We start from the raw sequence: 23146 nt of genomic DNA, 5'->3' as shown, positions 1-23146 counted from the left end.
AGCTTAAGAAGCAGCTTCAGTTTCAGTTTCTGTGCCAGCATCTTCAGCGCTAATTTGTGGTGGCAAAACGCTCACAACAAGTCGTTCCAATTCAGCTAGAGGTGTTACACCTTCAGGAAAAGGTATATCACTAATACTTAAACTGTCTCCAATTTGCAGGTTAGTGACATCGATTTCAATTACATCTGGGATGTTTTCTGGCGCACAACTTACTTGCAATTCGGTGATTACGGTGTCTAACACACCACCCTCTTGTTTAACACCAACAGCAGTTCCCACAAAACGCAGCCGTACTTCTACAGTCGTGTCACCGTGACCAGCAACCGCGAAAAAGCTGAGGTGGTAGGGTGTACCTTTTGCTGGATGGATCTGAAGTTCCCGGAGTAGGGCTTTGCCGCGCCAGGGTGCATCAGCAATGTTTAATTCAATTAAAGTATTGTTGACTGAAACTCTTCTGAGCAAACGTTCAACAGTTTTAGCCTCAATGGTCAAAGAAATGGACTCTGTACCCTTATGACCATACAAATTGGCAGGTATCAATCCAGAACGGCGCAAAGCTCTTGGCTTGCTGCCTTCTGGACGTTTTAGAGATTCGACTGTAATAGTCATAGAAGTTGTCCTTTGTCAGTTGTCATTTGTCAGTTGTCATTTGTCATTTGTCAGTTGTCATTTGCTAATGACCAATGACTAATGACCAATGACTAATTTACGCACTTAGTAAGGTAGCAGGTGTGCCGTCAGCCTGCAATAAAGCGCGTTTGGGCCCGTGGATGGGGTCTTCTACGATTATTGTTTGATCGCGGCTTGCTCCTAGTGAGACGATCGCGATCGGGACTTCCATTAATTCAGCGAGGAATTTTAGATAGTCCAGTGCTTGCTGTGGCAAGTCTTCCAGGGTGCGGCATTCGGTTGTTGACACTTTCCACCCTGGTAAGGTTTTGTAGATGGGGCGACATCTCGCAAATTGACGAGAACTGGTGGGGAAGTGTTCGCTACGTTGACCATCTATGTTGTATGCGACACAAACTTGAATTTCCTCTAATTCATCGAGGACATCCAGTTTGGTCAGCGCCATGCAATCCATGCCGTTAATCCGCACGGCATAGCGACCAATGACCGCATCAAACCAGCCACAGCGCCGTTTGCGTCCAGTGGTTGTGCCAAATTCGGCACCGCGATCGCACAACAATTCTCCCAACTCTCCATCCAATTCCGTGGGAAATGGCCCCTCTCCCACCCGCGTTGTGTAGGCTTTCGACACGCCAATCACCCGGTCAATCATTGTCGGCCCTACCCCTGTACCAACGCAAGCCCCCCCAGCAACGGGATTAGAGGAGGTGACATAAGGATAAGTCCCATGATCTAAGTCAAGGAGCGTACCTTGTGCGCCTTCAAACAAAATATTCCGCCGTCGCTGAATCGCATCGTATATTTTTAACGATGTATCAATAACGTAAGGACGCAAGCGTTCCGCATATCCCAAATACTCTTCAATCACCTCTTGTGCATTTAGAGGCGGCAAGTTGTAAAGCTTTTCTAAAATGACGTTTTTATAATTAATCGTCCACTCCAACTGCTCACGTAGCTCATCCGGGTTCATCAAGTCTAAAACCCGAATGCCTGTACGTTCAGATTTATCAGCATAAGTCGGCCCAATGCCCCGACCTGTTGTGCCGATCTTATGGCTTCCCCGTCGTTCTTCAGATGCCTGGTCAATCAACCGATGATAAGGCATCGTTACGTGGGCTGTCTCAGATATCAGCAGGTGGTCAGTGGAAATATTTAGTTCTTTTAGTTGGTCGAGTTCTGCGATCAAAATCTGTGGATCGATTACTGTTCCACAGCCGATAATACAATCGGTATTTGGATACAAAATACCAGAGGGAATCAAGTGTAGTTTAAAGGTCTGACCTTTAACTACAATCGTGTGTCCAGCATTGACACCCCCTTGGTAACGCACCACAACATCTGCGGAACGACTGAGTAAGTCAGTTATTTTACCTTTTCCTTCATCGCCCCATTGGGCACCTATGACAATGACGTTAGCCAAGAGCTTATATTAAGAAGTAAAGTTTCCACAAACTATAATTATTAACATATTATGTAGATCGTGTCAATCATAAAAATCTTATTGGGTATTTAGGAGTGGGTTTTAGATTTTTGATTATAAAGACTCACCATTCTACTCTCGCAAAAAGGGCAACGACGGGAATTGCACCCATATCTCCTGGTATACTCCAAGGAATTCTACTCTTTGAACTACGTTGCTGGGGCAGCGAACCGAATCGAACGGCTGTCTTTCGCCCTGAATAGGCGGACGCTTTACCATTAAGCTACACTGCCATAAATTACCAGTCTATTTCTGTATAGTCTTTAAATAATTTAGCAAAAGGTGTTTTACCTTGGTTAATTCCTAGATAAATTGGGTCACAAATGCGTGCAGCCGCATCATTGATATCAAAGGGAGGATAAATGCCACGTTCTTGCATGGATTTTGCTTGATGATAGGGGTGTTGGAAGCTAATCCATCCAGGGTCTACTGCATTCATAAAAATACGATGTTTGGCGTATTCTTTGGCACAGGTACGGGTCATTTGATTGAGAGCAGCCTTGGCCATATTAGTGTGGGGATGTCGCCAGGGTTTGTCAACATCGTTAAATCGTCCTTCCACTGAAGAAACATTAATGATGTATTTATTAGTTTCTTTGGAGTTGCTCATTAATTGTTTGAGTCTACTGTTAATGACAAATGGAGCGATCGCATTAATTATATGCACTTCCAATAATTCTAAAATACTGACTTCATCATCCTTCATCAGCCAGCTATTAAAGGGACGCAAGTCAAGTTGTTGCTGATCATCGGTATACCCTTCTAGAGGGAAAAAAGCCGAATTATCGCCGATGTCTTCGGGAATCAAAGGAATTTGGGACAGTAAAGCAGAATTTTTGGTAAATGTGGCTTGTTTTTCTTCTGTACTAGCTAATAGTGCAGAATTCTCAGTGTTCACTGCATGATTATGGTCTACTAACACCTGTATTTCTGGCGGTAGTTCCCCGAAAGACAGTGATTCAAACTCAATTAAATGATGATAAAACGCTGGCGGATGACGGACTGTTTGTGCCGCATTATTGATAATAATGTCGAGTCGCTGGTAAAACTTACAAATGTGTTGGGTAAATTGCTCAACACTCTGGAGATGGCGCAAATCGAGTCCGTAAATTTGCAACCGATGTTGCCATTCTAGAAAATCTGGCTCTGCTGCGTACCTTTTTGCCGCGTCATGGGGAAAACGGCTTGTTACAATCACAGTCGCACCATCTCGTAACAGTCTCAACGCTACCCCATGACCAATCTTTACCCTGGCTCCTGTGACAATGGCAATCATACCCCGTAAATCAGCACTTTGCTGACGCTTGCTGAAGTTAAGATTTCCACATTCAACACAAAGTCCAGTGTAAAAGCTATGACCCTGTAAAAAAGTTGTCTTGCAGACAATGCAACGTGGTAGTTTGGTCATTAGCCATTTTTGGTATTATTGATTACTCTGTGTTAATAGAAAACTTACAGCAGTTTTCTTTTGTATGAGGTACAAAGTTACTGGTTTTGAGGCAGGAGGCAGCAGGCAGAAGAATAATTTGATTTGTGAATCCTTGGTTCTATACCTCATTTAGCTACAAACTGCTGTATCTTAATTAAATTGCATTGCCCAAATTACTGTAAAAATGAATTTATATTAAAAATTAGCGGATTTATTTGTGACTATTATGTATAAATCATCATCCCCAAAAATCCAGATATTTACAACTATAACAGATTGTAATTTGTTACCAGTGTTCTCAAAATCCTTAAAATATTCTCAGTATTTGTTTTTAATCTTTAATCTTATTTAATCTTAACTGATGGAGGGCATCTGCGGCAGAAAGGGCGAACGCATGGTCAAAAAATGGTATAGAGTTCAAAAGCTAAAAGCAATATTCGTTTTAGCATTGGCAGTTGTATTTACCAATGCTGTAGTCTCTTATAACAACACTGTTAAGCTGATTCACAACCAGCAATGGGTGACATCCTCATATAAATTGATTACTCAAGTTGAAAGTATCCAATCTCTACTCAAAGATACTGAAACTGCACAACGTAATTATCTAATTACAGCAGATGCAGACGATCTAAAAACTTATCTTGCAGCTTCTCAACAAACTAATCGCCATATTCAGATTCTTAGTAAATTAACTGCCGACAACCATCAAAAGCAGCAGTGGATTTCTTTGTTGGAGCCCAAAATTACCAGTAGACTCGAAATTCTGCAACAAGAGATTTATCTCAGACAAAACCAGGGATTTGAAGCAGTTCGGCAGCGAATATTATCTGATAAAGATAACCAAAGCAGCAAAGAAATTCAACAGCTGATTTACGACTCTTTAGAGGTAGAGCAAAAATTATTACAGCAGGGAATGCAGCAGTCGCAAGCAAGTTCCCAAAAGGCGATAGTCACATTTTTTATCGCTGCGATTGTGGATTTGGTGCTGGTGGCGCTGCTGTATGATTTGTTATGGCGTTATATCAGGCAACTTCAGCAGACGGAACTAGCTCTACGCCAAAGCGAAAACCGTTTACGAGCCGTGATAGATGCAGAACCAGAATGTATTAAGTTGATTGCTAGGGATGGCACCCTTTTAGAAATTAATGCCGAAGGATTGGCAATGATGGAAGTAGAAAGTCCTGATGTATTGATTGGTAAACCAATTGATGCCGTAATTGTGCCAGAGTATAGAGCAGCTTTTACCGATTTGCATAAAAGTATCTGCCAAGGTAACAAGGGGACTTTGGAGTTTGAAATTATCGGATTTAAAGGTACTCGTCGCTACATGGAAACTTATGCTGTACCACTGCGTAACGAATCTGATGGTACATTCATTCATTTGGCACTGATGCGAGACATAACCCAGCAAAAACAGGCCCAACAGAAAATCCGTGAACAAGGATTGCTGCTGGATGTATCAACTGAGGGGATTTTGGTACGAAATATCCACAACCAAATATTGTTTTGGAATCAAGGTGCTGAACGTCTTTACGGCTGGAAGGCTGAGGAAGTTGTGGGTAAGAATGTTTTACAACTTTTGTATAAAGATATTTCACTACAGCTAGAAGATGCTTACTTGAAGGTGATGAATACAGGTGAGTGGCGCGGTGAGTTGCATCAACTGACAAAGGAAGGTAAAGTAATTATCGTTGAAAGTCGGTGGATACTGATCCGAGATGATCATGGACAAACTAAGTCCATTTTGAGTGTGAACACCGAGATTACGCAGCAAAAACAACTGGAAGCTCAACTTCTGCGATCGCAACGTTTGGAGAGTATAGGTACTTTAGCTGGCGGTATTGTCCACGATCTCAACAATATACTATCCCCAATTTTAATGTCAGTTCAACTGTTGCAGAAGAAATTGCCCGATTTGCAGAGTCAGCAAATACTGCAAACTTTAGAAAATAATGTGAAACGCGGCGCTAATTTGCTCAAGCAAGTATTGTCTTTTGCACGGGGTATTGAAAGCAAACTGACAATTGTGCAAATTCAGCCTTTGATGGCAGAAATTGAGCAAATTATCGCTCAAACATTCCCCAAATCGATTACCTGTCAGGCAGATATCCCTAAAAACCTGTGGTACGTTCGTGGGGATATAACTCAAATACATCAGGTGCTGATAAATTTAGTAGTTAATGCCCGCGATGCCATGCCCAATGGCGGTATATTAAGGATTGCAGCAGAAAATCTGGTGATTGGTGAACATTCTGCCCAGATAAATATTAATGCTAAAGTTGGTTCTTATGTTGCGATCGTGGTGACAGATACTGGAATGGGGATGTCGTCGGAAGTACAGCAACGGATTTTTGAACCGTTTTTTACCACCAAAGAGATAGGCAAGGGTACAGGTTTAGGACTTTCTACGGCATTGGGTATCATTAAGAATCACGGTGGTTTTGTCAATGTTTACAGTCAGATAGGTAGAGGAACTCAATTTACAGTGTACTTGCCTGCCTCAACATTTAGAGACACATCTTTGCTATCTCCAGAACTGGAATCAGTTACAGGAGATGGCTAACTGATTCATATCTAATTCAAGTTAATCACTTATTTTTCAGCTTAAAGTATTTCAACTAAATTAACTTTTTTGAGCTAACCGCAAGTGAGTTTAAATGTGAGGAAAATCAAACTACTGGCTTTGATATTAATTAGTTTGGCAATGGTGTTGTGGTTTAATTTACATTCATCAACACGGTCAATATCAACTGTTGCATCTTCACCACCAAAAAGTATCCGCTATTTCGAGCGCACTTTGCCCCAAGGCATTGCTCACATTTTGTTGATTCCAGCTAATAGCAAATTTTTGGTAACTCCTGCAATATCACAAAAGGTAGCCACAGTAGAAGAATTTGCCCAAAAGCATCAAGCCGTAGCTATCTTGAACGCAGGCTTTTTTGACCCAGCCAACCAAAAAACTACATCTTATGTAGTCATACAAGGAAAGGTGGTGGCTGACCCCAAGGAAAACGATCGCCTGGTGAACAATCCCAACTTAAAATCTTACCTAAGTCAAATTTTCAATCGCACAGAATTTCGCCGTTACTCATGTGGACAGAATATTCGCTATGATATTGCGCTGCACAGTGTGTCACAGCCAGCCAGTTGTCAGTTAGTGGATGCCATAGGCGCAGGGCCAAGCCTATTACCAGAAATCACTTTAGAAAAAGAAGGTTTTGTAGATAATGCCAATAAACGAGATGCACTTGGCAGCAACCAACCCAACGCCAGAACTGCCGTTGGTATTACTCGTGATGGCAGCGTTGTTTTAGTTATGGTGGCTCAAAAACCCTCTGTTCCTGCTAGTGGGATATCCTTACAAGCACTAGCTAATTTTATGAAAACTCTTGGTGCTGATAAAGCGATGAATCTGGATGGAGGGAGTTCGTCTTCGCTTTATTACAATGGCAAAACCTTTTACGGGAAGGTTGATTTGGAAGGAAATTCTATCAAGCGTCCCGTGAAGTCAGTTTTGCTGGTTCAGAAAGACTAGTGGTCTGTCCCATTAATTTTGAGGGATAAGAGAGCGAACCGCAAAGGACGCAAAGAGCGCGAAGGAAGAGGTAAAGAAGAAATAATTGAAAAGCTGATTAACTTATTCAGCATTAATGGGACAGACCACTAGTTTAGAACATTAGGTAAGGGAATTCTTTACTTTCATGTTACCGCCGACTGCGAAAACCCTGTTTTCCATTAATTTGGTCAAAGAGAACATCGTATTTGTCAAAAAAGGCGATGCCAGTATTTACAAATATAGGCAGTTCTGATTGTGGTGAGATACTCAGATTCCAGCGATTAAACCCGTCGCGGGTTCCTGGTTTCAAACTATAATCAAAAATGCCATTAATTCCGACTTTCACAGCATTTGCAGAACCTAATACTCCTGCTTTGAGTTTACCTGCTGTAGAAGCTGACTTGAATTCAGTCAAACCATTAATAGTTCCACTATCAGCGATCATTGTGGCATTACAAGAATTTTTAGCAGAACTCCCAGCAATAGTTAAACAAACTTTGCCCAGTTGAGAGTCCCATCTGTTACCGGGTACACCATTAATTTCGGGTTGTTGACTCCAAGGAGCCATTTTGAAACCTGCTTGATTTTCAGGAGTTAAACCAAGAATTAGGCTGCCATTATTGTTATTACCACCATTTCCCGTAACAATAAATCCGTTACTCAAATTGCCTGGTAATTTTCTCAACGGGTTATAGGGAAGTGATTTTTCAAAATAGTTGACACCGACAATACCAGCAAATGGCACACCAATATTTGCTGAACATTTAGGTTTTTGGGCAGTACATTGGCGACTAGTAACAATCTGTACCGGAACGGGTTCTGTGGCAGGAAGCAAACCAAATCGGACATTAGTATAAACTAATTCTCCCTCCAGAATAGTGCCATCATTTAATACTTCCTTGATATTTTGTCCCGTTCTGCGGATAGGAGCATTACCTAAAAACTCTTTGGGAACCCTTATACCTGCTGACCCTGTATCTAATAAAATACGTCTTGGCTGACCATTTGCGATCGCCATTTCCAAAAAATAGCCGCGAACACGTTGACCAAGGGAAGGTTTTGGATATAAAGGTAAGCTTATAGTGTTCAAAGTTGTCTTGCCGGCTATATTTTGAGAAATGTCGCGTAACGCTGAATTGGGAAAAAGAGCCGCAAATGCCGACTGTCGTTGCGCTGCTGGTTCAGGCGCGATATCCCAAAGGCTCTCGTAGTAGAAAAAGCCGATACCTAAACCGCGTTGTTGCGCTGCTTCTACTTGGGGTTGGATTTGTGATAGAGAAACTGGGCGATTTCGTAACCCCGCTAAAATACCAATACCAGTTGGGATTATTTTTTGGGTTTCTAAAATTTCTGGGCGGGTAATTTGACTGATAAAACTTTCCAAATCATTACGGTATACCTGCATGACTAACTCATCGACGATACCCAACCGTACCCAGTTGAGCCAGTCTTGCAGTTGCACTTTATAGGCGTATTCCGAATCAACAGGAGAAACTGAGAAGATAGCGTTTGGTTTTTGAGCTTTCACGGTTTGGTAGAGGTTTACCATGAATGCACTGATTTTATCTGCCCGCCATCTTTTCCATGCTTGGGCTTGAGGATTAGGTGGAGGAGGATTCCCAGTTTCTTGAGTATATAGACTAATTGTGTATTTATCGTAACCAAAATCTACTGGTAAACTCGTATGGTCATCAAATTGAACGCCATCAGCGTCATATTTAGTGATAACTTCCATGACGAGTTCGGTGATAAACTTTTGTACTTCGGGGTGAAAGGGATTCAACCACGCTACTTCACCCGCAGCACTAATTGAAGTTTGAGTACCATCCTGCTTTTGTGTCAGCCAATCTGGATGCTGGGATGCAAGTTCTGAAGTTAAGGGAACCATGAAACCAAATTCAAACCAAGGTATTGCTAGTAGTCCTTCTCTGCGGGCTTGGCTGATAATGTCTGCAATTACATCTTGTCCATCTGTTCCCTTGAAGAAGAAGGGAATACCCATTTTTTGCATGATGGCACTGGGGTAATGTGTATAGCCATCGTTCCACACCACTGGATAAATAGTATTAAAGTTTAATTCTCTTAGTTGTCTCATGGCTGCTTGCACCTTGGAGCGATTTCTGAAAACGCTAAAATCGTTACCACTGAGCCACACCCCCCGAATTTCTTGACGAGGTTGAGGAGGCAGTTGGGCAATAGCAGGGACAAAGCTGTTGAATAGGAATACAGCAACGAATGATATCAAAAATAATAATGGCAGCAGACGCTTCCTTAAAAGCCACCAACCTTGATGAATGAAAGGCGATGTCTGGCGACTAGCCGCAACTCCATCAGGTGCTTTACGTAACTTGCTGCGCCATAAAAGTAAGCATCTACGCACGGGATTTAATAGTAAGTTGGTTAGAGTCGCATTAATTTTTATGCTTTTTTCCCAAAACTGAGTTGTCATTACTTCTGGCTGGTTACTAATTGCTTAAATTTCATTCCATATAAACGTTAAATTGCTACACCAGGAAAACTGATACAGTAATTTAGCTGCAAGACGCTTGACGCAGTTATAGAGTTAGTAGTGCCAAATAGAATGGTTGTGCCGAAAATTCAAAGCTGATTTTTGGGGATAAACCTTCTCTAACTCCTCTTTCAGATGGTTCAGGGTGATAACCGTGGTCTTTTAACCTGGGAATACCAAAGGCCGAGATGAGAACTCGGAATGTTGCATGAGAGTCTATAACTTGTGTGTACACATTAGACCTCTTGCAAGAAAAAGTAATGTGGATATATTTTCTATACACAGTCATACTACTTTGAAAAAGTTTGCTACAAGTAGTGTTATTTATGATTGTCATAATTAAAACAATTGACTCTCAACTATCAATGGTGAACTCTACCCTCGTCGTCACACTCTATATCAACCCTATGACAGGGAATGATACCAATACTGGTTCACGGTTGAGTCCGTTTAAAAGCCTCACCCGTGCCTTAAAAATAACCAAAATCCCGACGATAATTCATCTTGAGCCGGGGACTTACAGCACTGCTAATGGTGAGGTGTTCCCACTGATTATCCCTGGAGAGACAACAGTGATCGGCAACGAAGTAAATAAAGGTGCAGGGATTGTAATTTCCGGGAGTGGCGAGTATGAAAGTCCCAGCTTTGGGATACAAAATATTACGCTGCTCTTGCTAGATGATGCCAGTTTTTTAGGTGTAACTGTCACTAATCCCTCAGCAAAAGGTACTGCTATTTGGATTGAATCGGCTGCACCTACTTTAGCGAATAATACTTTGGGGGACTGTGGGCGGGAAGGTGTGTTTGTCACTGGTACTGCCAAACCCGAAATTTTAGACAACATATTTGTGCAAAATACTGCTAGCGGGTTGGTGATAGCAGGTCATAGCCAGGGAAAAGTACTGCGGAATTTATTTGAAAGAAACCCTTTAGGTATAGCAATTAGTGACTTTGCTACTCCGACGATCGCAAATAACAAATTATCAGAAAATCGTACCGCGATCGCACTTTCTCGCAACGCCCAACCCGTGCTGCGTCAAAATCTCATTACTAAAAATACCCAAGGTGGTCTATTAGTCAATGGCAATGCAATTCCTGACTTAGGCAATACCCAAGATTCTGCTGATAATATTTTTAGTGATAATAGTGAATTTGATTTGTATAATGCTACTAAACAAAAGCTAATTTCCGTAGGTAATCATTTGAATCCTTCTCTAGTCAAGGGCTTGGTAGAATTGATCCCAGCGAATTTAGTAGCGGTTAGCACTAATTTATCTGAGGCTCCGGCACAATCCCCATCTCAAAAACTCCCCGCGTCTGTTCAATTAGATGCACATTGGGCAGAACCATTTATCCAAGCATTAATAAGCATGGATTTAACTTATAGTTTTGCCGATGGTAGCTACCAGCCAGATAAACCCATGACTCGCGCCCAGTATGCCTCTCTGGTAGCGATCGCCTTTAACCCATTTCCCAAAATCTCAGCACCCGATTTTACGGATGTCCCCAAGGATTTTTGGGCTTATAGCGCTATCCAAGTGGCGGCTAGCGGTGGCTTTGTTGGCGGATTTAGCGATCGCACTTTTCGCCCCAATCAACACGTTCAACGCCTACAGGTGATTGTCTCCCTAGTAAACGGACTGGGACTAGCAGCTGTTGATAGCGATATTTTAGAAGTATATAGCGATCGGCATACCATCCCCGACTACGCCCGAAGAGCCGTAGCCACTGCTACACAACAAAAAATCATCGTTAATTACCCAGATCCCCAACTACTTGCACCTTTACGTCTGGCAACACGCGCCGAAGTTGCAGCAATGGTTTATCAAGCATTAGTTGCCATTGGGCGAACATCTGCGATTAAATCATTCTATGTAGGGTTGCATTCCAGAAGTTGACAAGTAAAATAGGAAACACTGCTTATCGGCTTTGTACTCTTGGAAAAAAACCATGTAGTTAAAAGCACGCTAGGCTAATATGCGATGGGTGAAGAATCTTAAGACCTATTGCCGAAAGCTAATAGCCCCATGTTAACAACACTTCCAGATACTTCTGCCAACTTGGCGATCGCTTTATTAATTAATTATAGTTTTGATCTCAGTGGCTATAGTGCCAATGAGCTAGTAGAGCGTTGGCAAACGCAATACCCTCTGAATTGGCTACACCTGGCAGTAATTGAGGCACTATATCAAGGCCGTTATAAAGCAGTTTCAGTGCAGCAAATTTTAGTATTTTGGCAGCGCCGGGATCAGGCTACATATCATTTCAATATGGAATTTGAACGGATGATTTGTAGCAAATTTCCCCAGAGTTTAACCTCATCGCCTGCTCCAAGCCTGCCGTTAGCCAAGAAAAACCCCATTGTAGAGAGAGTCACGAGTCCTCAATTACCACCTGCGAAGATTCATAACGGCTATCAAAAAAGCAATACTGCAACTCTACAACTGAAAAGTTACGAACAAAAGACATCTTTAGATGAAGAAGTCAAGGAGGAAGCTAGGGACAATAAAACTGTTCTCAAATCTCCCCTTTCTGGGAAATTTGCTTCTTCGGCAACACTTCAGCTATCGTCTGCTGTTAGCCAAAGGCAAACCTTACAAGAAAGTTCACCGCCTCGCCCATTACCAAGCCATTCCCAACGGCAGTCAAAACTGCTGCCGCCTGCTGCTATTCATGCCCCGATTGGGCAATTTACCCCAGAAAAAAGCGATCGCTCTGATTCTTTTACATCTAAACTCAAAGCGATGTCTAGCGAACAAAATCCGCCAGATGGGGGAGCAGGAGAGTATGGGGAGCAGGGGAAGCATTAATGACAAACAACAAATGACAAATGACAAATAACTTTTTATTCTGCAACTAACTGCTTAAAGCGCTCATCATCGGCAATATCATCAAAATCTAGGTCAGTTGCTGCGTCTTCTTTATACCTGGGATCAAGTTCAATTGCCTGTTTCAGAGTTACCAGAGATAGTTCAACTTGTCTTTGCAGTGCGTAACAGGCTGCTTTGTTGTAATAGGCACTGGCATAATCTGGCTTAATTTCTAAAGTTTTGTTAAAACTAGCGATCGCTTCATCATCGCGTCCCAATCTTACCAAGGTATAACCGCGTTTATCCCAGATTTTGGGAGAATTAGGTTGGAATTCCAGCGCTTTATCAAAAGACACTATTGCTTCTTCATATTTTTCCAATGCTACGAGAGAAAGACCGCAATTTAACCAAGCGACTGCATCATCAGGCTTGATTTGTGTAGCTTTCTCGAATGAAGCAAAGGCTTGCTGATGCTGTTGTAGTTTCCCAAAAGCAACGCCGCGATCGCACCAAGCTTGATGATAATCTGGTTGAATCTGAATAGCTCGATCGTAGGATGCGATCGCATCTTTGTAGCGTTTCAACCTTCCGAGAGTTAGGCCTCGTTTTAACCAAGCCACAGGTTCATCAGGTTGAATTTTAACCGCTTGGTTGTAAGCTGCGATCGCATCTTCATAGCGCTTTTGAGAAAACAGCCCATCTCCCTCTTTTACATACTCATCAGCAGTCAATTCTGGTTGTTGTGGCTGTTTCTCTATTTCTTTTTCTTCCTTAACTTCATAATTCACCGCCTCTAAGATAGATTCAGGTGTAATTTCAGTTAGTTCTTGAAGAATAAGATCCTTTCTTTCTTCAGCATCCAATTGTAAGTCAGAGAGTTGAGAGACAAACTCAGTTTCTAATCTTTCTAACTTCTCCAAAATGAGAATTTTTTGTTGTTGAGCATTCCATTGTAATTCTGAAAATTGTGAACTAAATTCAGAAGCAGCTTTTTCTAAATTTTCAATAATTAACTCTTTGCGCTTTTGAGCATCTAATTGTAATTCAGATAGTTGTTCAGCAAACTGTAATTGTAATACTGTTAGACTTTCAACAATTTTATTTTTTTGCTCCTGAGCATCCGTTTGTAGTTCTGATAAATGAGATTTCAATTCATTATCTAATTTCCCTAAACTCTCAAATGCAATCTCTTTTCTGTGGTGAGCATCTACCTGTAATTCTGATAATTGAGCAGCAAATTCTGATTGCAATTTAGCCAAACTTTCAAAAACTATATCCTTTTTATTTTTAGCATCAGACTGCCATCCAGAAAGTTGAGTTATGAACTCAGATTTTGAGCCTTCTAAATCAGCCAATACTAACTCTTGCTGTTGTTGTACACCTAAGTTTAAATTAGATAATTCTTGTGATAGGACAGATGCTAAATTTCCTAAATTTTCCAGCGCTACATCTCTTTGTTGTTGAGCATCAAGCTCTAATTTAGATACAACAACAGCAAAATTTGACTCTAAATTTTCTATATTTTCTTGAGATTTTTTGAGTTGAGTCTCTAATCTACTTAATACCTGTGATTTAGCTAAATCTAGTTCCGATGTCAGGGCAGCTAAATTTTCTTGTTCGCCTTTAATTTTTTGTTGTAAGCTAACCGTTTCTTGTTCTAATTCATAATTTATTTTTTTAGCATCTTGAATAACATTTTCAGCCTCTTTTTTAACGGTAGATAGCTGATTTTGTAATTTTTCCATCCCCTGTAATTGTTGCATCGCTCTATCAACAATTTCACGGATTACCACCCGTCGCAGTAGCCAAAATAAAGCAATGATTGCGACTGGAAATAGGCTTAATATAACTAGCCAGACATTAAGTAAAATAGTTGTACGGCTAAAAGCGCTATTAAAATCAGATTGGACTTGCTGTTGAATCCGCTTTTCTGCTCGTAGTCGTGTTAATTCTTCCCGCTCCTGATTCGACAATACCGAAGTCTGGGTTAATGCTGGGGAAGGTGATGGTGCAGATTGCCCATTGGCAATTCCAACGGATAATAGTAAGGGTAAAAAGACAATAGTACTTTTTACAATTAAAGCGAAAACAGCTTGATTTTTGCTCTTCATAACAACCATTTTCAGTCTGTTGGTCAGTTTTTGAAGCGGCGTGCCTCTTTCCAATCTATAACAGAATTAAGTAGTGAAATGTTATAGAGATACTGGGAAATTCTGAATAATCCTTAACTAATCTATTCCCTCGTCTCTTAGTATACGTAAAACTTTAGTGCTGTGTGTGGTGCAGTCAAGTTTTTAACATTATTTTTTGTGAATTACTATTCTAACATTAATTCGTAGCGAATTCTCAGCGCCCCTTTGCGTTTACCTTTGCGAACCTTTGCGTTTAAATTTCAACCCTCAATTCGCCATGATTTTACGCAAAGCTGTACTAAGGTTAAACTCCTGCTAAAGGTGACGAAAACTAAAGCAACACAAATAAGAATTTATTAACCTATGGAAGACAGATTGCAGGAGTATCAAGGCTTTCTTAGACCATATACCGAAATACCTTCGGATGTTGCTACAGATGCTAGGGTGTTGAAACTGGAATTTGCACCTATAGGTGAAGTGTCAGGTGTGCGTACTTCGCACTAACATTAGATTATCTAAGATAAACAGATTACTTGTTCTAAAATTTACTTAACAAAGGCGGTAGAAAATGGGTAGGCTAAATCCTTATACACTGCAATTGCAGATTACTCGAATGTTTGAGCAAGGGCAATCATTTTTTGCCACAACCAAGGTACAAGAATGGTTGAAAGAACGCAAACATAATCCAGAAGACTATGATATTCTTTTCCATAAAAAACCCGCACCTCCAGGTTCAAAAGAAGTGATGGTAGTGGAAATTGAGTTACGCCGCAAAGATGGACAACCTGTAGATCCTTGGTTACAGGAACAAGCAAATCTTCATGCCTAATTTCATCAACTAGCATTTAATTAATATTACCTTAACAGAATTTACTAAAAGATAGCGTTCCCAATTACGGAACGCTTTTTGCTATTTTTGGATTCATAAATTATTTATAAAAAGAAATTAACCGCAGAGGCGCAGAGAACGCAGAGAAAATAATTGGACATTTTGACGACTCATTATTTTAGGACTGCTATATATAGACAAATTCTACTTCTGCTTCTGCAATTTTTCTATTTCTGTGGTAGGTTACGGGAAGTCGTTACGTATGTATATTAATCAAAATCACCCAATCAGGTGAATCAAATGGGTGAGGTACAAGAAACATAAATTATCGTATCTTAAGACTATAAATAGTTGCTTAGTGCAATAATTTATAGCCTCAAATTTTAGGAAGTAGATGATGACTGTAAACCCAATTATTGGAGATTCCCCAAATCAGATTTATGCCAACTTTGGTAAACGTTTCTTTGCCTGGATGATGGCTCAAAGTAGCAGCACGTATGATAATATCGTAGGCGATCGCAAACGTTCTCTTTTTGCAAATCTCCAAGGTAAAGTATTAGAAATCGGCCCAGGAACAGGCCCTAACCTACCCTACTACCCTAAAGATATCCACTGGATAGGAATCGAGCCAAATCCCCATACGCACTCCTATCTTCAAAAACAAGCTAAAAAACTAGGCTTAAATATCGACCTCAGAATTGGTAATGCTGAATGGTTAGATGCTGAAGATAACAGCATAGATACTGTTGTTAGTACCTTAGTTTTGTGTTCAGTTCCAAATATAGATTATACATTACAGGCAATTTTAAGAGTACTCAAACCAGGCGGACGCTTCTTATTTATTGAACACGTCGCTGCACCTAAAGGAACTGTATTGCGACAAGTACAAAGCGCAATTCGTCCGATTTGGAAAGTGATAGGTGATGGTTGCCATCCAGATAGAGAAACTTTGATTGCTTTAGAAAATGCTGGTTTTTCTAGCGTTAATTATGAGCGATTTGATGCACGATTGCCGATTGTCAGTCCTCATATTATCGGCGTAGCGACCAAGTGAAAGAACTTTTAGAGGTTGCTGGATAAAAGTATGAATATCTCACGCCGATGAGCGAGTGTGTGAAACTAATTTATATCTTCGCCCAGCAATGCCTTTTTTATAGGAAATCTTTCATTTAGGAATAGATGTTAATTATTTGTGCGATTGTCCATATCAAAAACATTAAATTCAATTCCCTCTAACTTCAACCTCAAAGCTTCTAATAATAGGTTTATCCTTTCTTCAATAAAAATGCTTGGGGCATTTTCAGGAAGTGCATGGACTCTTGACTACTGACATTTAATTAAGTGGCAACTCAAATTTTAGAAAACCTCTGCAACCTTTCTTCCATGCCGACATTGCCCTGTAAGCCGCCTGTGTGTACTAGCAGCAACGAATCGCCTTTACTAAAAAATCCCTGCTGTAGTAAATCCATCACACCGTAAAACATTTTGGCGGTATATACGTAATCAAGAGGTATGCCATGTTCCTCCCTGAACTGTTGGCTGAACAGTAATAACTCCTTGTTCACCTTTGCATAGCCGCCAAAGTGGTAATCACATACTAATTTCCAAGAGGCGAGAGAGTTAGATGCTGTGGGTAAATCAGAGGCGAGGTAATTTGTCAGCAGACTTTCGATTTCTTGTGCAAGAAATGAGCCATTTTTGAGTACGGGAAAAGCGATCGCTCTTTGTCCTTGATGCAATGAAAGCGCAATACCAGTCAGTGTGGTAGCTGTACCGCAGGCTACGCATATATGATCAAATGCGATTGCACCACCAACTATTTCTATACAGCCGCGCACGCCATTTAAATTACTCCCGCCTTCGGGAATGATAAACACTTCACCAAAGCGTTGTTGCAGATATTCTTCTAACGCTGGTGTGTTGCGCTGTCGATACATTTCGCGGTTCAGGTACAAAAGCTGCATACCCTGTTGGACAGCAAAACTCAGTGTCGGGTTTAGTGGTAGTCTCTCCTCGCCACGAATTACGCCGATGGTACGAAAACCGAAAAGATTACCAGCCGCCGCAGTTGCATAGATGTGATTGGAATAAGCGCCGCCAAAAGTAAGCAGTGTGGTGAAATTTTTCTCCTTAGCCTCCAAAAGATTGTATTTCAGCTTGAACCACTTATTGCCGTTAACCCACGGGTGTATGAGATCCAGGCGTAGTACATACAGATCAACACCAGCGCTAAGGACGATTTCGCTGTTGATTTGTTGTATGGGAGGAGGAAAAAATATTAACGACATCCGAAACCATTCTAACTGATTATTTACATTTTCTCACATTCATTATTGATGATAAACATTGAGTAATTTCAATGGTAAATCAATCTAAATAATGAATAAAACTTTCTGATGATTGGCTTTAGAAATTGGCATTTTACTAATTGAGTATTTCAGGTAAATATAAGAGACAGAACGCTCGCTTCAGATAACAATCTTTTTGGAGAAAACAAATGGTTGCACTCATACAGCCCACTCAAGTTACTCCCAACCCAGGACGTTTGACAGTTCAAACTGTCGAAATTGCTCCTCAAACAACTGCTATTCGTTGTCTAGACTGGGATAGAGAACGTTTTGATGTCGAGTTTGGTCTACGGAATGGTACGACTTATAATTCTTTCTTAATTCAGGGAGAAAAAGTTGCCTTAGTTGATACATCTCACCGAAAGTTTGAGCAACTATATCTTGAGATACTGGTGGGATTAATTGATCCGACTAAAATAGATTATTTGATTATTAGCCATACGGAACCAGACCATAGTGGCTTAGTAAAAAATATTTTGCAACTAGCTCCCTCCATTACTGTTGTTGGTGCTAAGGTAGCTATTCAATTTTTAGAAAATATGGTTCACCAGCCCTTTAATTCAAGGCAGGTGAAAAGTGGAGAACGATTGGATTTAGGTAACGGACACGAATTAGAATTTATCTCTGCACCTAACTTACACTGGCCGGACACAATCTTTACTTATGACCACAAAACTAGCACTCTCTACACCTGTGATGTGTTTGGGATGCACTACTGTGATGACCACACTTATGATGAAAATATCAGCTTACTTGAGGAAGACTTTCAATATTATTATGATTGTCTTATGGGCCCCAATGCTCGGTCTGTTTTGGCAGCTTTAAAGCGGATTGAAAAGTTAGAAATAGCAACAGTTGCTACGGGACATGGCCCTTTATTGCAACACTATATTCCAGAATGGCTCGGACGGTATCAAAACTGGAGTTTAGAACAAGCTAAGACAGAGACTTTAGTGGCTCTATTTTATGTTGAAGATTACGGACATAGTGAGCAGTTAGTCCGTACTATAGCTCATGGATGTGCGAAAACAGGCGTAGCAGTGGAATTATTTCCTCTCAATAATTCTGAACCTCAAGAAGTTAGAGAATTAGTTGCACAATCTTCTGGTTTAGTAATTGCAATGCCACCTCAATCTTCGGTGATGGCTCAAGCTTCTTTAAGCACTATTTTAGCTGCTGTTCACAAAAAGCAGTCAATTGGTTTATTAGAGTCGGGAGGTGGAGAAGATGAACCTATTTATCCTTTACGTAATAAGTTTCAAGAACTGGGATTAACTGAAGCCTTCCCACCTATTTTAGTTAAGGAAATTCCTACCCAAGCAACGGAACAGCTTTGTGATGAAGCTGGGACAGACTTAGGCCAATGGTTGAACCGCGATCGCACCATTAAACAAATCAAATCTATCAATACTGAGCTAGAGAAGGCTTTAGGGCGGATTACCACAGGATTATATATTATCACCGCCAAAAAAGGAGAAATTCAGAGTGCAATGTTGGCTTCTTGGGTGACACAAGCGAGTCTTGAGCCTTTAGGAGTTGCGATCGCAGTATCCAAGGATCGAGCAATTGAATCTTTGATGCACGTTGGCGATCGCTTTGTTCTAAACGTTTTAGAAGAAGGCAAATATCAAGGATTAATGAAACATTTCCTCAAACGTTTTCCTCCTGGTGCAGACCGATTTGCTGGAGTGAAGACATATCCAGCGAACAATGGATCGCCCGTTTTAGCTGAAGCCTTAGCTTACATGGAATGTCAAATTACTAGCCGTATGGATTGTGGAGATCATTGGGTAATTTATAGCACAGTCCAAACTGGAAGAGTTTCTAAGTTAGATGCACTTACCGCCGCGCATCACCGCAAAATTGGCAATCATTACTAATTGGTCATTTATCATTTGTCATTGGTCATTAGTTATTTCTTATTCTTCCCCTGCGTCCCCTGCCCCCTGCTCCCCTGCCTCCCCTGCTCTCCACAGACGCGATGAATCGCGTCTCTACAAACTTCCAAAAAACTATGTATAAATCTGTTGAAAATACCCCGATTACGATGTACGAAATAAATCGAGGGCGCGTTGTGCGAACCTTGGAATTTATCCAAGATGTGATTGTGATTTGTTTGTGTATAGGTTTATTTAGCTTCATGGTGCTTCAGGTGAGAGATATGTTTCTCTCCTTACTTCCGCCTTTAGATTTTCATGCTGTTACTGCCGATATTCTCTTTTTGCTCATATTAGTTGAGCTATTTCGATTGTTAATTATTTACCTGCAAGAACATCGAGTATCTATTGGAGTAGCTGTTGAAGTTTCTATCGTTTCTGCCTTGCGAGAAGTCATTGTTAAAGGTGTTCTAGAAACAAGTTGGAGTCAAGTTTTAGCAACTTGTGCCTTTTTATTAGTCTTGGGAGTACTACTGTTTCTCCGAGTTTGGCTACCCCCCACCTTTGAAGGTATCGACCCAGAACAAGAAGTCTCTAAACGCTATAGAAGCCGAGCCAAGTCTGAACTAACACAAACCAATGGTCATTAAAAATAGGGAGTGGGGAGTTAGGAGTTAGGAAGATGAGGGAGACAAGGATAATAACCAATGCCCAATGCCCAATGCCGAATGGCACTAAGATAAGCGCAAACCCATGATTTAACTGGCTTTTGAGTGTGGGGAGTGTGGGGAGAAAGAGGAGAAATTGAATAACTGCACATCAATGAACGCTGCATTGCCTCCCACACCCCCCAGCCTTCCCTGTCCTCCCACACCTCCCACACCCTGCCCTGACGAAGTTTCAGCTTTTCTTCGTGCCATTCGCCCAATGTCCAATTCCCAATTCCCAATTCCCAATTCCCAATTCCCCATTCCCCATTCCCCATTCCCCATTATTAAAAGAGGTTATTATGTCTGTTGCAACATTAACGTCTAACCATAGCAGAGATGTCCAAGTTGCTGAAATTGGTAAAAATACTCTGATTCTGCGATCGCGGACTTGGGACAGATTAAAATTTGAGGTGGAGTATTCCCGCCAACGGGGAACTACAGCGAATTCTTATCTGATTCAAGCTGATAAAAAGGCTTTAATTGACCCTCCCGGCGAATCTTTTACCGAAATTTACCTTGAGCAACTTGCACAACGTCTAGATTTCATCTCCCTCGATTACATTGTTCTTAGTCATGTCAACCCGAACCGGAGAGCAACCTTGCAAGTATTACTCTCTCTGGTTCCTCAAGCTACTCTCATTTGTTCTCGCCCCGCCGCCAATGCTCTCAAAGCTGCCTTTCCCGAATTTGAATCACCTATTCAAGCGGTGCGATCGGGAGATACTTTAGATTTAGGACAAGGACATCATCTATCATTTGTCACCGTACCAACTCCTCGGTGGGCGGATGGACTTTGTACCTACGATTCTGCTACAAAAATACTCTACACAGACAAACTTTTCGGCGCTCATATTTGCGAAGATACTTTGTTTGATGAAGATTGGAAGGGTTTAGATGCAGAACGTCGTTACTATTTTGAATGTCTCCATGCACCCCAAGCGAAACAAGTCGAAGTAGCCTTAGATAAAATATCGGTTTTGGGAGCCAGATGTTATGCCCCAGCACACGGGCCAGTTGTTCGTTACAGCCTGAGTCGTTTTACTTATGATTACCGTCAATGGTGTCAAGGGCAGAAATCTCAAGAATTGAGTGTTGCTTTGCTCTATGCTTCGGCTTATGGAAATACAGCAATTATGGCGAATGCGATCGCTCAAGGTTTGATCCAAAATGGAGTTAATGTAGAATCAATCAACTGTGAACTAGCCGATTCTGCCGAAATTAACCGCATTGTAGAAACTTGCGATGGCTTGATTATCGGCTCACCCACTTTAGGCGGCCATGCACCGACTCAAATTCAAACTGCTTTAGGAATAGTTCTCTCGGTAGCGGCTAAAACTAAGTTAGCAGGAGTGTTTGGTTCCTATGGTTGGAGTGGAGAGGCAATAGATTTAATCGAAAGTAAGCTCAAAGATGCAAATTATCAACTAGGATTTGAAACAATTCGGGTGCGTTTCAGCCCTACTCCTGAGATTCTTCAGCAGTGTCAAGAAGCAGGTGCTGCATTTGCCCAAAACTTGAAGAAAACCAAAAAACTTCGTAGTTCCCGCCAGATTGTGACAGAAACCCATGTAGATCGTACCGAACAAGCTGTGGGGCGAATCATTGGTTCTCTGTGTGTTGTGACAACTCGTGATGAAGAAACTCACAAAGGGGTTTTAACTTCTTGGGTATCGCAGGCAACTTTTAACCCACCAGGAATTATGATTGCGATCGCAAATGAGCAAAATGCAGATTTAATGCATCATCCTGGTGATAAATTTGTGCTGAATATCCTCAAAGAAGGAAGAAATGTCCGACGCTATTTTTCTCGTCATAGCACTTTAGGCGATAATCCTTTTGCAAATCTTTCCACAAAAACTGCTCTGAATGGTTGTTTGATTTTGAATGAGGCATTAGCCTATTTAGAATGTACAGTGCAAAATCAGCTTGAATGTGGCGATCGATGGTTAATTTATGCCGTTATTAATCACGGTGAAGTGTTGGAAAATGATGGTATCACTGCTTTGGAGCATCGTAAATCTGGCAACTATTATTAACCTGACTTTTTACAGTATCTGGAAAACCTATCTCCTTTTAGGCTACGGTGTACACACAAGTTTTTAAGAGTTGCGCCACAGGCTTTTGATCCCCCCAATCCCCCGATAAATTGCTATCCATTACCCGGATCTTTCTTAACATTTGTGAGAGTATTGACTCAGGCTTTTATAACCCTTATTGGTTCGTTATTTATTCTCAACAAAAACGCGCTTTTCGCGAGAATATTAAAAGCGAATTTGTCAAGTATGCCTAACTCTTCAGTGTCTAAGACGGTTAGAGAGCATAGGTTTCAAGATTGTAAAGAAAGATGTGACTAATGGATAGCCGCATCGGGAAGGGGGCTAGGGCGGGGCATCCGCTCTGACTGTATTCAAATTGACTTCAATTGCTTACCACTTGAGCAATTGCTCTCCATCAATAATATAGTGGTGGCGTTTGGTAACGATAAAAGCTCTGATGCGGCAGCACAGCGTGTATTAGAACTAATGCCACAGTCCCAAATCAAAAAATCTCAGGCACATGATTGGAATCAGCAGCTACTTGATTATGGGCGACAGTTAAGGCAACAGCAAAGAGAAGATGATTTGAGTCTTTAAATGGTTTTACAACTAAGTCTGCATTACACGTAATAGCCCCAACGTGTAATCCTGCATAGCTTGTAAGTTCTAACATTGTAGAAACTCTTAGTAATACTTGGACTACTTAAGAATCATGAATGTAGTTTTTTGTCAATGCTTAAGTCCTGAATAAGTAAAAATGTATAAATTTTTACTGCTATATAGAGAATTTATTTAATTAT

Annotated in this window: 19 protein-coding genes and 1 tRNA gene; 11 read left to right on the top strand and 9 right to left on the bottom strand. The window is 41.1% G+C overall.

Translation table 11 applies throughout. The features are described from left to right. Nucleotides 1-3 precede the first annotated feature (3 nt). From V7K69_RS27275 to V7K69_RS27260, 4 genes are all read right to left on the bottom strand, one after another. Nucleotides 4-609: a 50S ribosomal protein L25/general stress protein Ctc gene (locus V7K69_RS27275; RefSeq protein ID WP_335040255.1), complete on the bottom strand. Its 606-nt coding sequence runs from the start codon at nt 607-609 to the stop codon at nt 4-6. Between the two features lie 97 nt (nt 610-706). Continuing rightward, nucleotides 707-2050, bottom strand: coding sequence for an adenylosuccinate synthase (locus tag V7K69_RS27270; protein WP_335040253.1), 1344 nt, complete (start codon nt 2048-2050; stop codon nt 707-709). Between the two features lie 220 nt (nt 2051-2270). Continuing rightward, nucleotides 2271-2343 (bottom strand) — tRNA-Glu (locus tag V7K69_RS27265). Between the two features lie 5 nt (nt 2344-2348). Further along, the gene (locus V7K69_RS27260) at nt 2349-3518 is read right to left on the bottom strand and encodes an SDR family NAD(P)-dependent oxidoreductase (protein WP_335040251.1); all 1170 of its coding nucleotides are present in this window, start codon (nt 3516-3518) and stop codon (nt 2349-2351) included. 415 nt (nt 3519-3933) lie between these two features. On the opposite strand from V7K69_RS27260, the gene V7K69_RS27255 reads away from it, so the two are divergent. Together V7K69_RS27255 and V7K69_RS27250 are read left to right on the top strand one after the other, a co-directional pair. Further along, complete coding sequence (locus V7K69_RS27255) at nt 3934-6102, top strand: PAS domain S-box protein (RefSeq protein WP_335040248.1); 2169 nt, start codon at nt 3934-3936, stop codon at nt 6100-6102. Between the two features lie 96 nt (nt 6103-6198). Next, entirely contained in the window at nt 6199-7074 is an 876-nt protein-coding gene (locus tag V7K69_RS27250; RefSeq protein WP_335040247.1) for a phosphodiester glycosidase family protein, read from the top strand. A 169-nt stretch (nt 7075-7243) separates the two neighbouring features. On the opposite strand, the gene V7K69_RS27245 is transcribed toward V7K69_RS27250, so the two are convergent. Both V7K69_RS27245 and V7K69_RS27240 read right to left on the bottom strand, forming a co-directional pair. Beyond that, nucleotides 7244-9544, bottom strand: a complete 2301-nt coding sequence (locus tag V7K69_RS27245) for a glycoside hydrolase family 10 protein (protein WP_335040245.1) — start codon at nt 9542-9544, stop codon at nt 7244-7246. A gap of 106 nt (nt 9545-9650) precedes the next feature. After that, nucleotides 9651-9839 carry a hypothetical protein gene (locus V7K69_RS27240; RefSeq protein WP_335040243.1) on the bottom strand — a complete coding sequence of 63 codons (189 nt, stop codon included), beginning with the start codon at nt 9837-9839 and terminating at the stop codon, nt 9651-9653. Nucleotides 9840-9969: 130 nt separating this feature from the next. On the opposite strand from V7K69_RS27240, the gene V7K69_RS27235 reads away from it, so the two are divergent. Both V7K69_RS27235 and V7K69_RS27230 read left to right on the top strand, forming a co-directional pair. After that, nucleotides 9970-11502, top strand: coding sequence for a DUF1565 domain-containing protein (locus V7K69_RS27235; protein WP_335040316.1), 1533 nt, complete (start codon nt 9970-9972; stop codon nt 11500-11502). Nucleotides 11503-11631: 129 nt separating this feature from the next. Then, nucleotides 11632-12414, top strand: coding sequence for a hypothetical protein (locus V7K69_RS27230; RefSeq protein WP_335040241.1), 783 nt, complete (start codon nt 11632-11634; stop codon nt 12412-12414). A 35-nt stretch (nt 12415-12449) separates the two neighbouring features. On the opposite strand, the gene V7K69_RS27225 is transcribed toward V7K69_RS27230, so the two are convergent. Then, on the bottom strand, nt 12450-14525 hold the full coding sequence (locus V7K69_RS27225; RefSeq protein ID WP_335040239.1) for a tetratricopeptide repeat protein: 2076 nt from the start codon (nt 14523-14525) through the stop codon (nt 12450-12452). Between the two features lie 384 nt (nt 14526-14909). Between V7K69_RS27225 and V7K69_RS27220 the strand changes: the two genes are divergently transcribed. The 3 genes from V7K69_RS27220 (at nt 14910) to V7K69_RS27210 (ending at nt 16429) form a co-directional block, all read left to right on the top strand. Further along, nucleotides 14910-15050, top strand: a complete 141-nt coding sequence (locus V7K69_RS27220; protein WP_179071653.1) for a hypothetical protein — start codon at nt 14910-14912, stop codon at nt 15048-15050. Nucleotides 15051-15114: 64 nt separating this feature from the next. Further along, complete coding sequence (locus V7K69_RS27215) at nt 15115-15375, top strand: hypothetical protein (RefSeq protein ID WP_012407382.1); 261 nt, start codon at nt 15115-15117, stop codon at nt 15373-15375. A 394-nt stretch (nt 15376-15769) separates the two neighbouring features. After that, entirely contained in the window at nt 15770-16429 is a 660-nt protein-coding gene (locus tag V7K69_RS27210) for a class I SAM-dependent methyltransferase (protein WP_335040235.1), read from the top strand. 295 nt (nt 16430-16724) lie between these two features. On the opposite strand, the gene V7K69_RS27205 is transcribed toward V7K69_RS27210, so the two are convergent. Then, nucleotides 16725-17663, bottom strand: a complete 939-nt coding sequence (locus V7K69_RS27205; RefSeq protein WP_335040233.1) for a 1-aminocyclopropane-1-carboxylate deaminase/D-cysteine desulfhydrase — start codon at nt 17661-17663, stop codon at nt 16725-16727. Nucleotides 17664-17872: 209 nt separating this feature from the next. Between V7K69_RS27205 and V7K69_RS27200 the strand changes: the two genes are divergently transcribed. After that, nucleotides 17873-19603 carry a diflavin flavoprotein gene (locus V7K69_RS27200; RefSeq protein ID WP_335040230.1) on the top strand — a complete coding sequence of 577 codons (1731 nt, stop codon included), beginning with the start codon at nt 17873-17875 and terminating at the stop codon, nt 19601-19603. 134 nt (nt 19604-19737) lie between these two features. Beyond that, the gene (locus V7K69_RS27195; RefSeq protein ID WP_334805964.1) at nt 19738-20250 is read left to right on the top strand and encodes a phosphate-starvation-inducible PsiE family protein; all 513 of its coding nucleotides are present in this window, start codon (nt 19738-19740) and stop codon (nt 20248-20250) included. A 108-nt stretch (nt 20251-20358) separates the two neighbouring features. On the opposite strand, the gene V7K69_RS27190 is transcribed toward V7K69_RS27195, so the two are convergent. Further along, nucleotides 20359-20571 (bottom strand): hypothetical protein, encoded by a 213-nt coding sequence (locus V7K69_RS27190; RefSeq protein ID WP_335040228.1) that lies wholly within the window; start codon nt 20569-20571, stop codon nt 20359-20361. Between the two features lie 38 nt (nt 20572-20609). On the opposite strand from V7K69_RS27190, the gene V7K69_RS27185 reads away from it, so the two are divergent. Both V7K69_RS27185 and V7K69_RS27180 read left to right on the top strand, forming a co-directional pair. Beyond that, nucleotides 20610-22346 (top strand): diflavin flavoprotein, encoded by a 1737-nt coding sequence (locus V7K69_RS27185; protein ID WP_335040225.1) that lies wholly within the window; start codon nt 20610-20612, stop codon nt 22344-22346. Between the two features lie 429 nt (nt 22347-22775). Then, nucleotides 22776-22943 carry a hypothetical protein gene (locus tag V7K69_RS27180; RefSeq protein WP_335040223.1) on the top strand — a complete coding sequence of 56 codons (168 nt, stop codon included), beginning with the start codon at nt 22776-22778 and terminating at the stop codon, nt 22941-22943. Nucleotides 22944-23146: the final 203 nt, after the last annotated feature.

Origin of the sequence: Nostoc sp., from assembly GCF_036917775.1 — a bacterium.
Classification (GTDB): Bacteria; Cyanobacteriota; Cyanobacteriia; order Cyanobacteriales; family Nostocaceae; genus Nostoc.
Note: the sequence above shows the minus strand (reverse complement) of the source record. Positions and strands in the feature narration are given on the sequence as shown.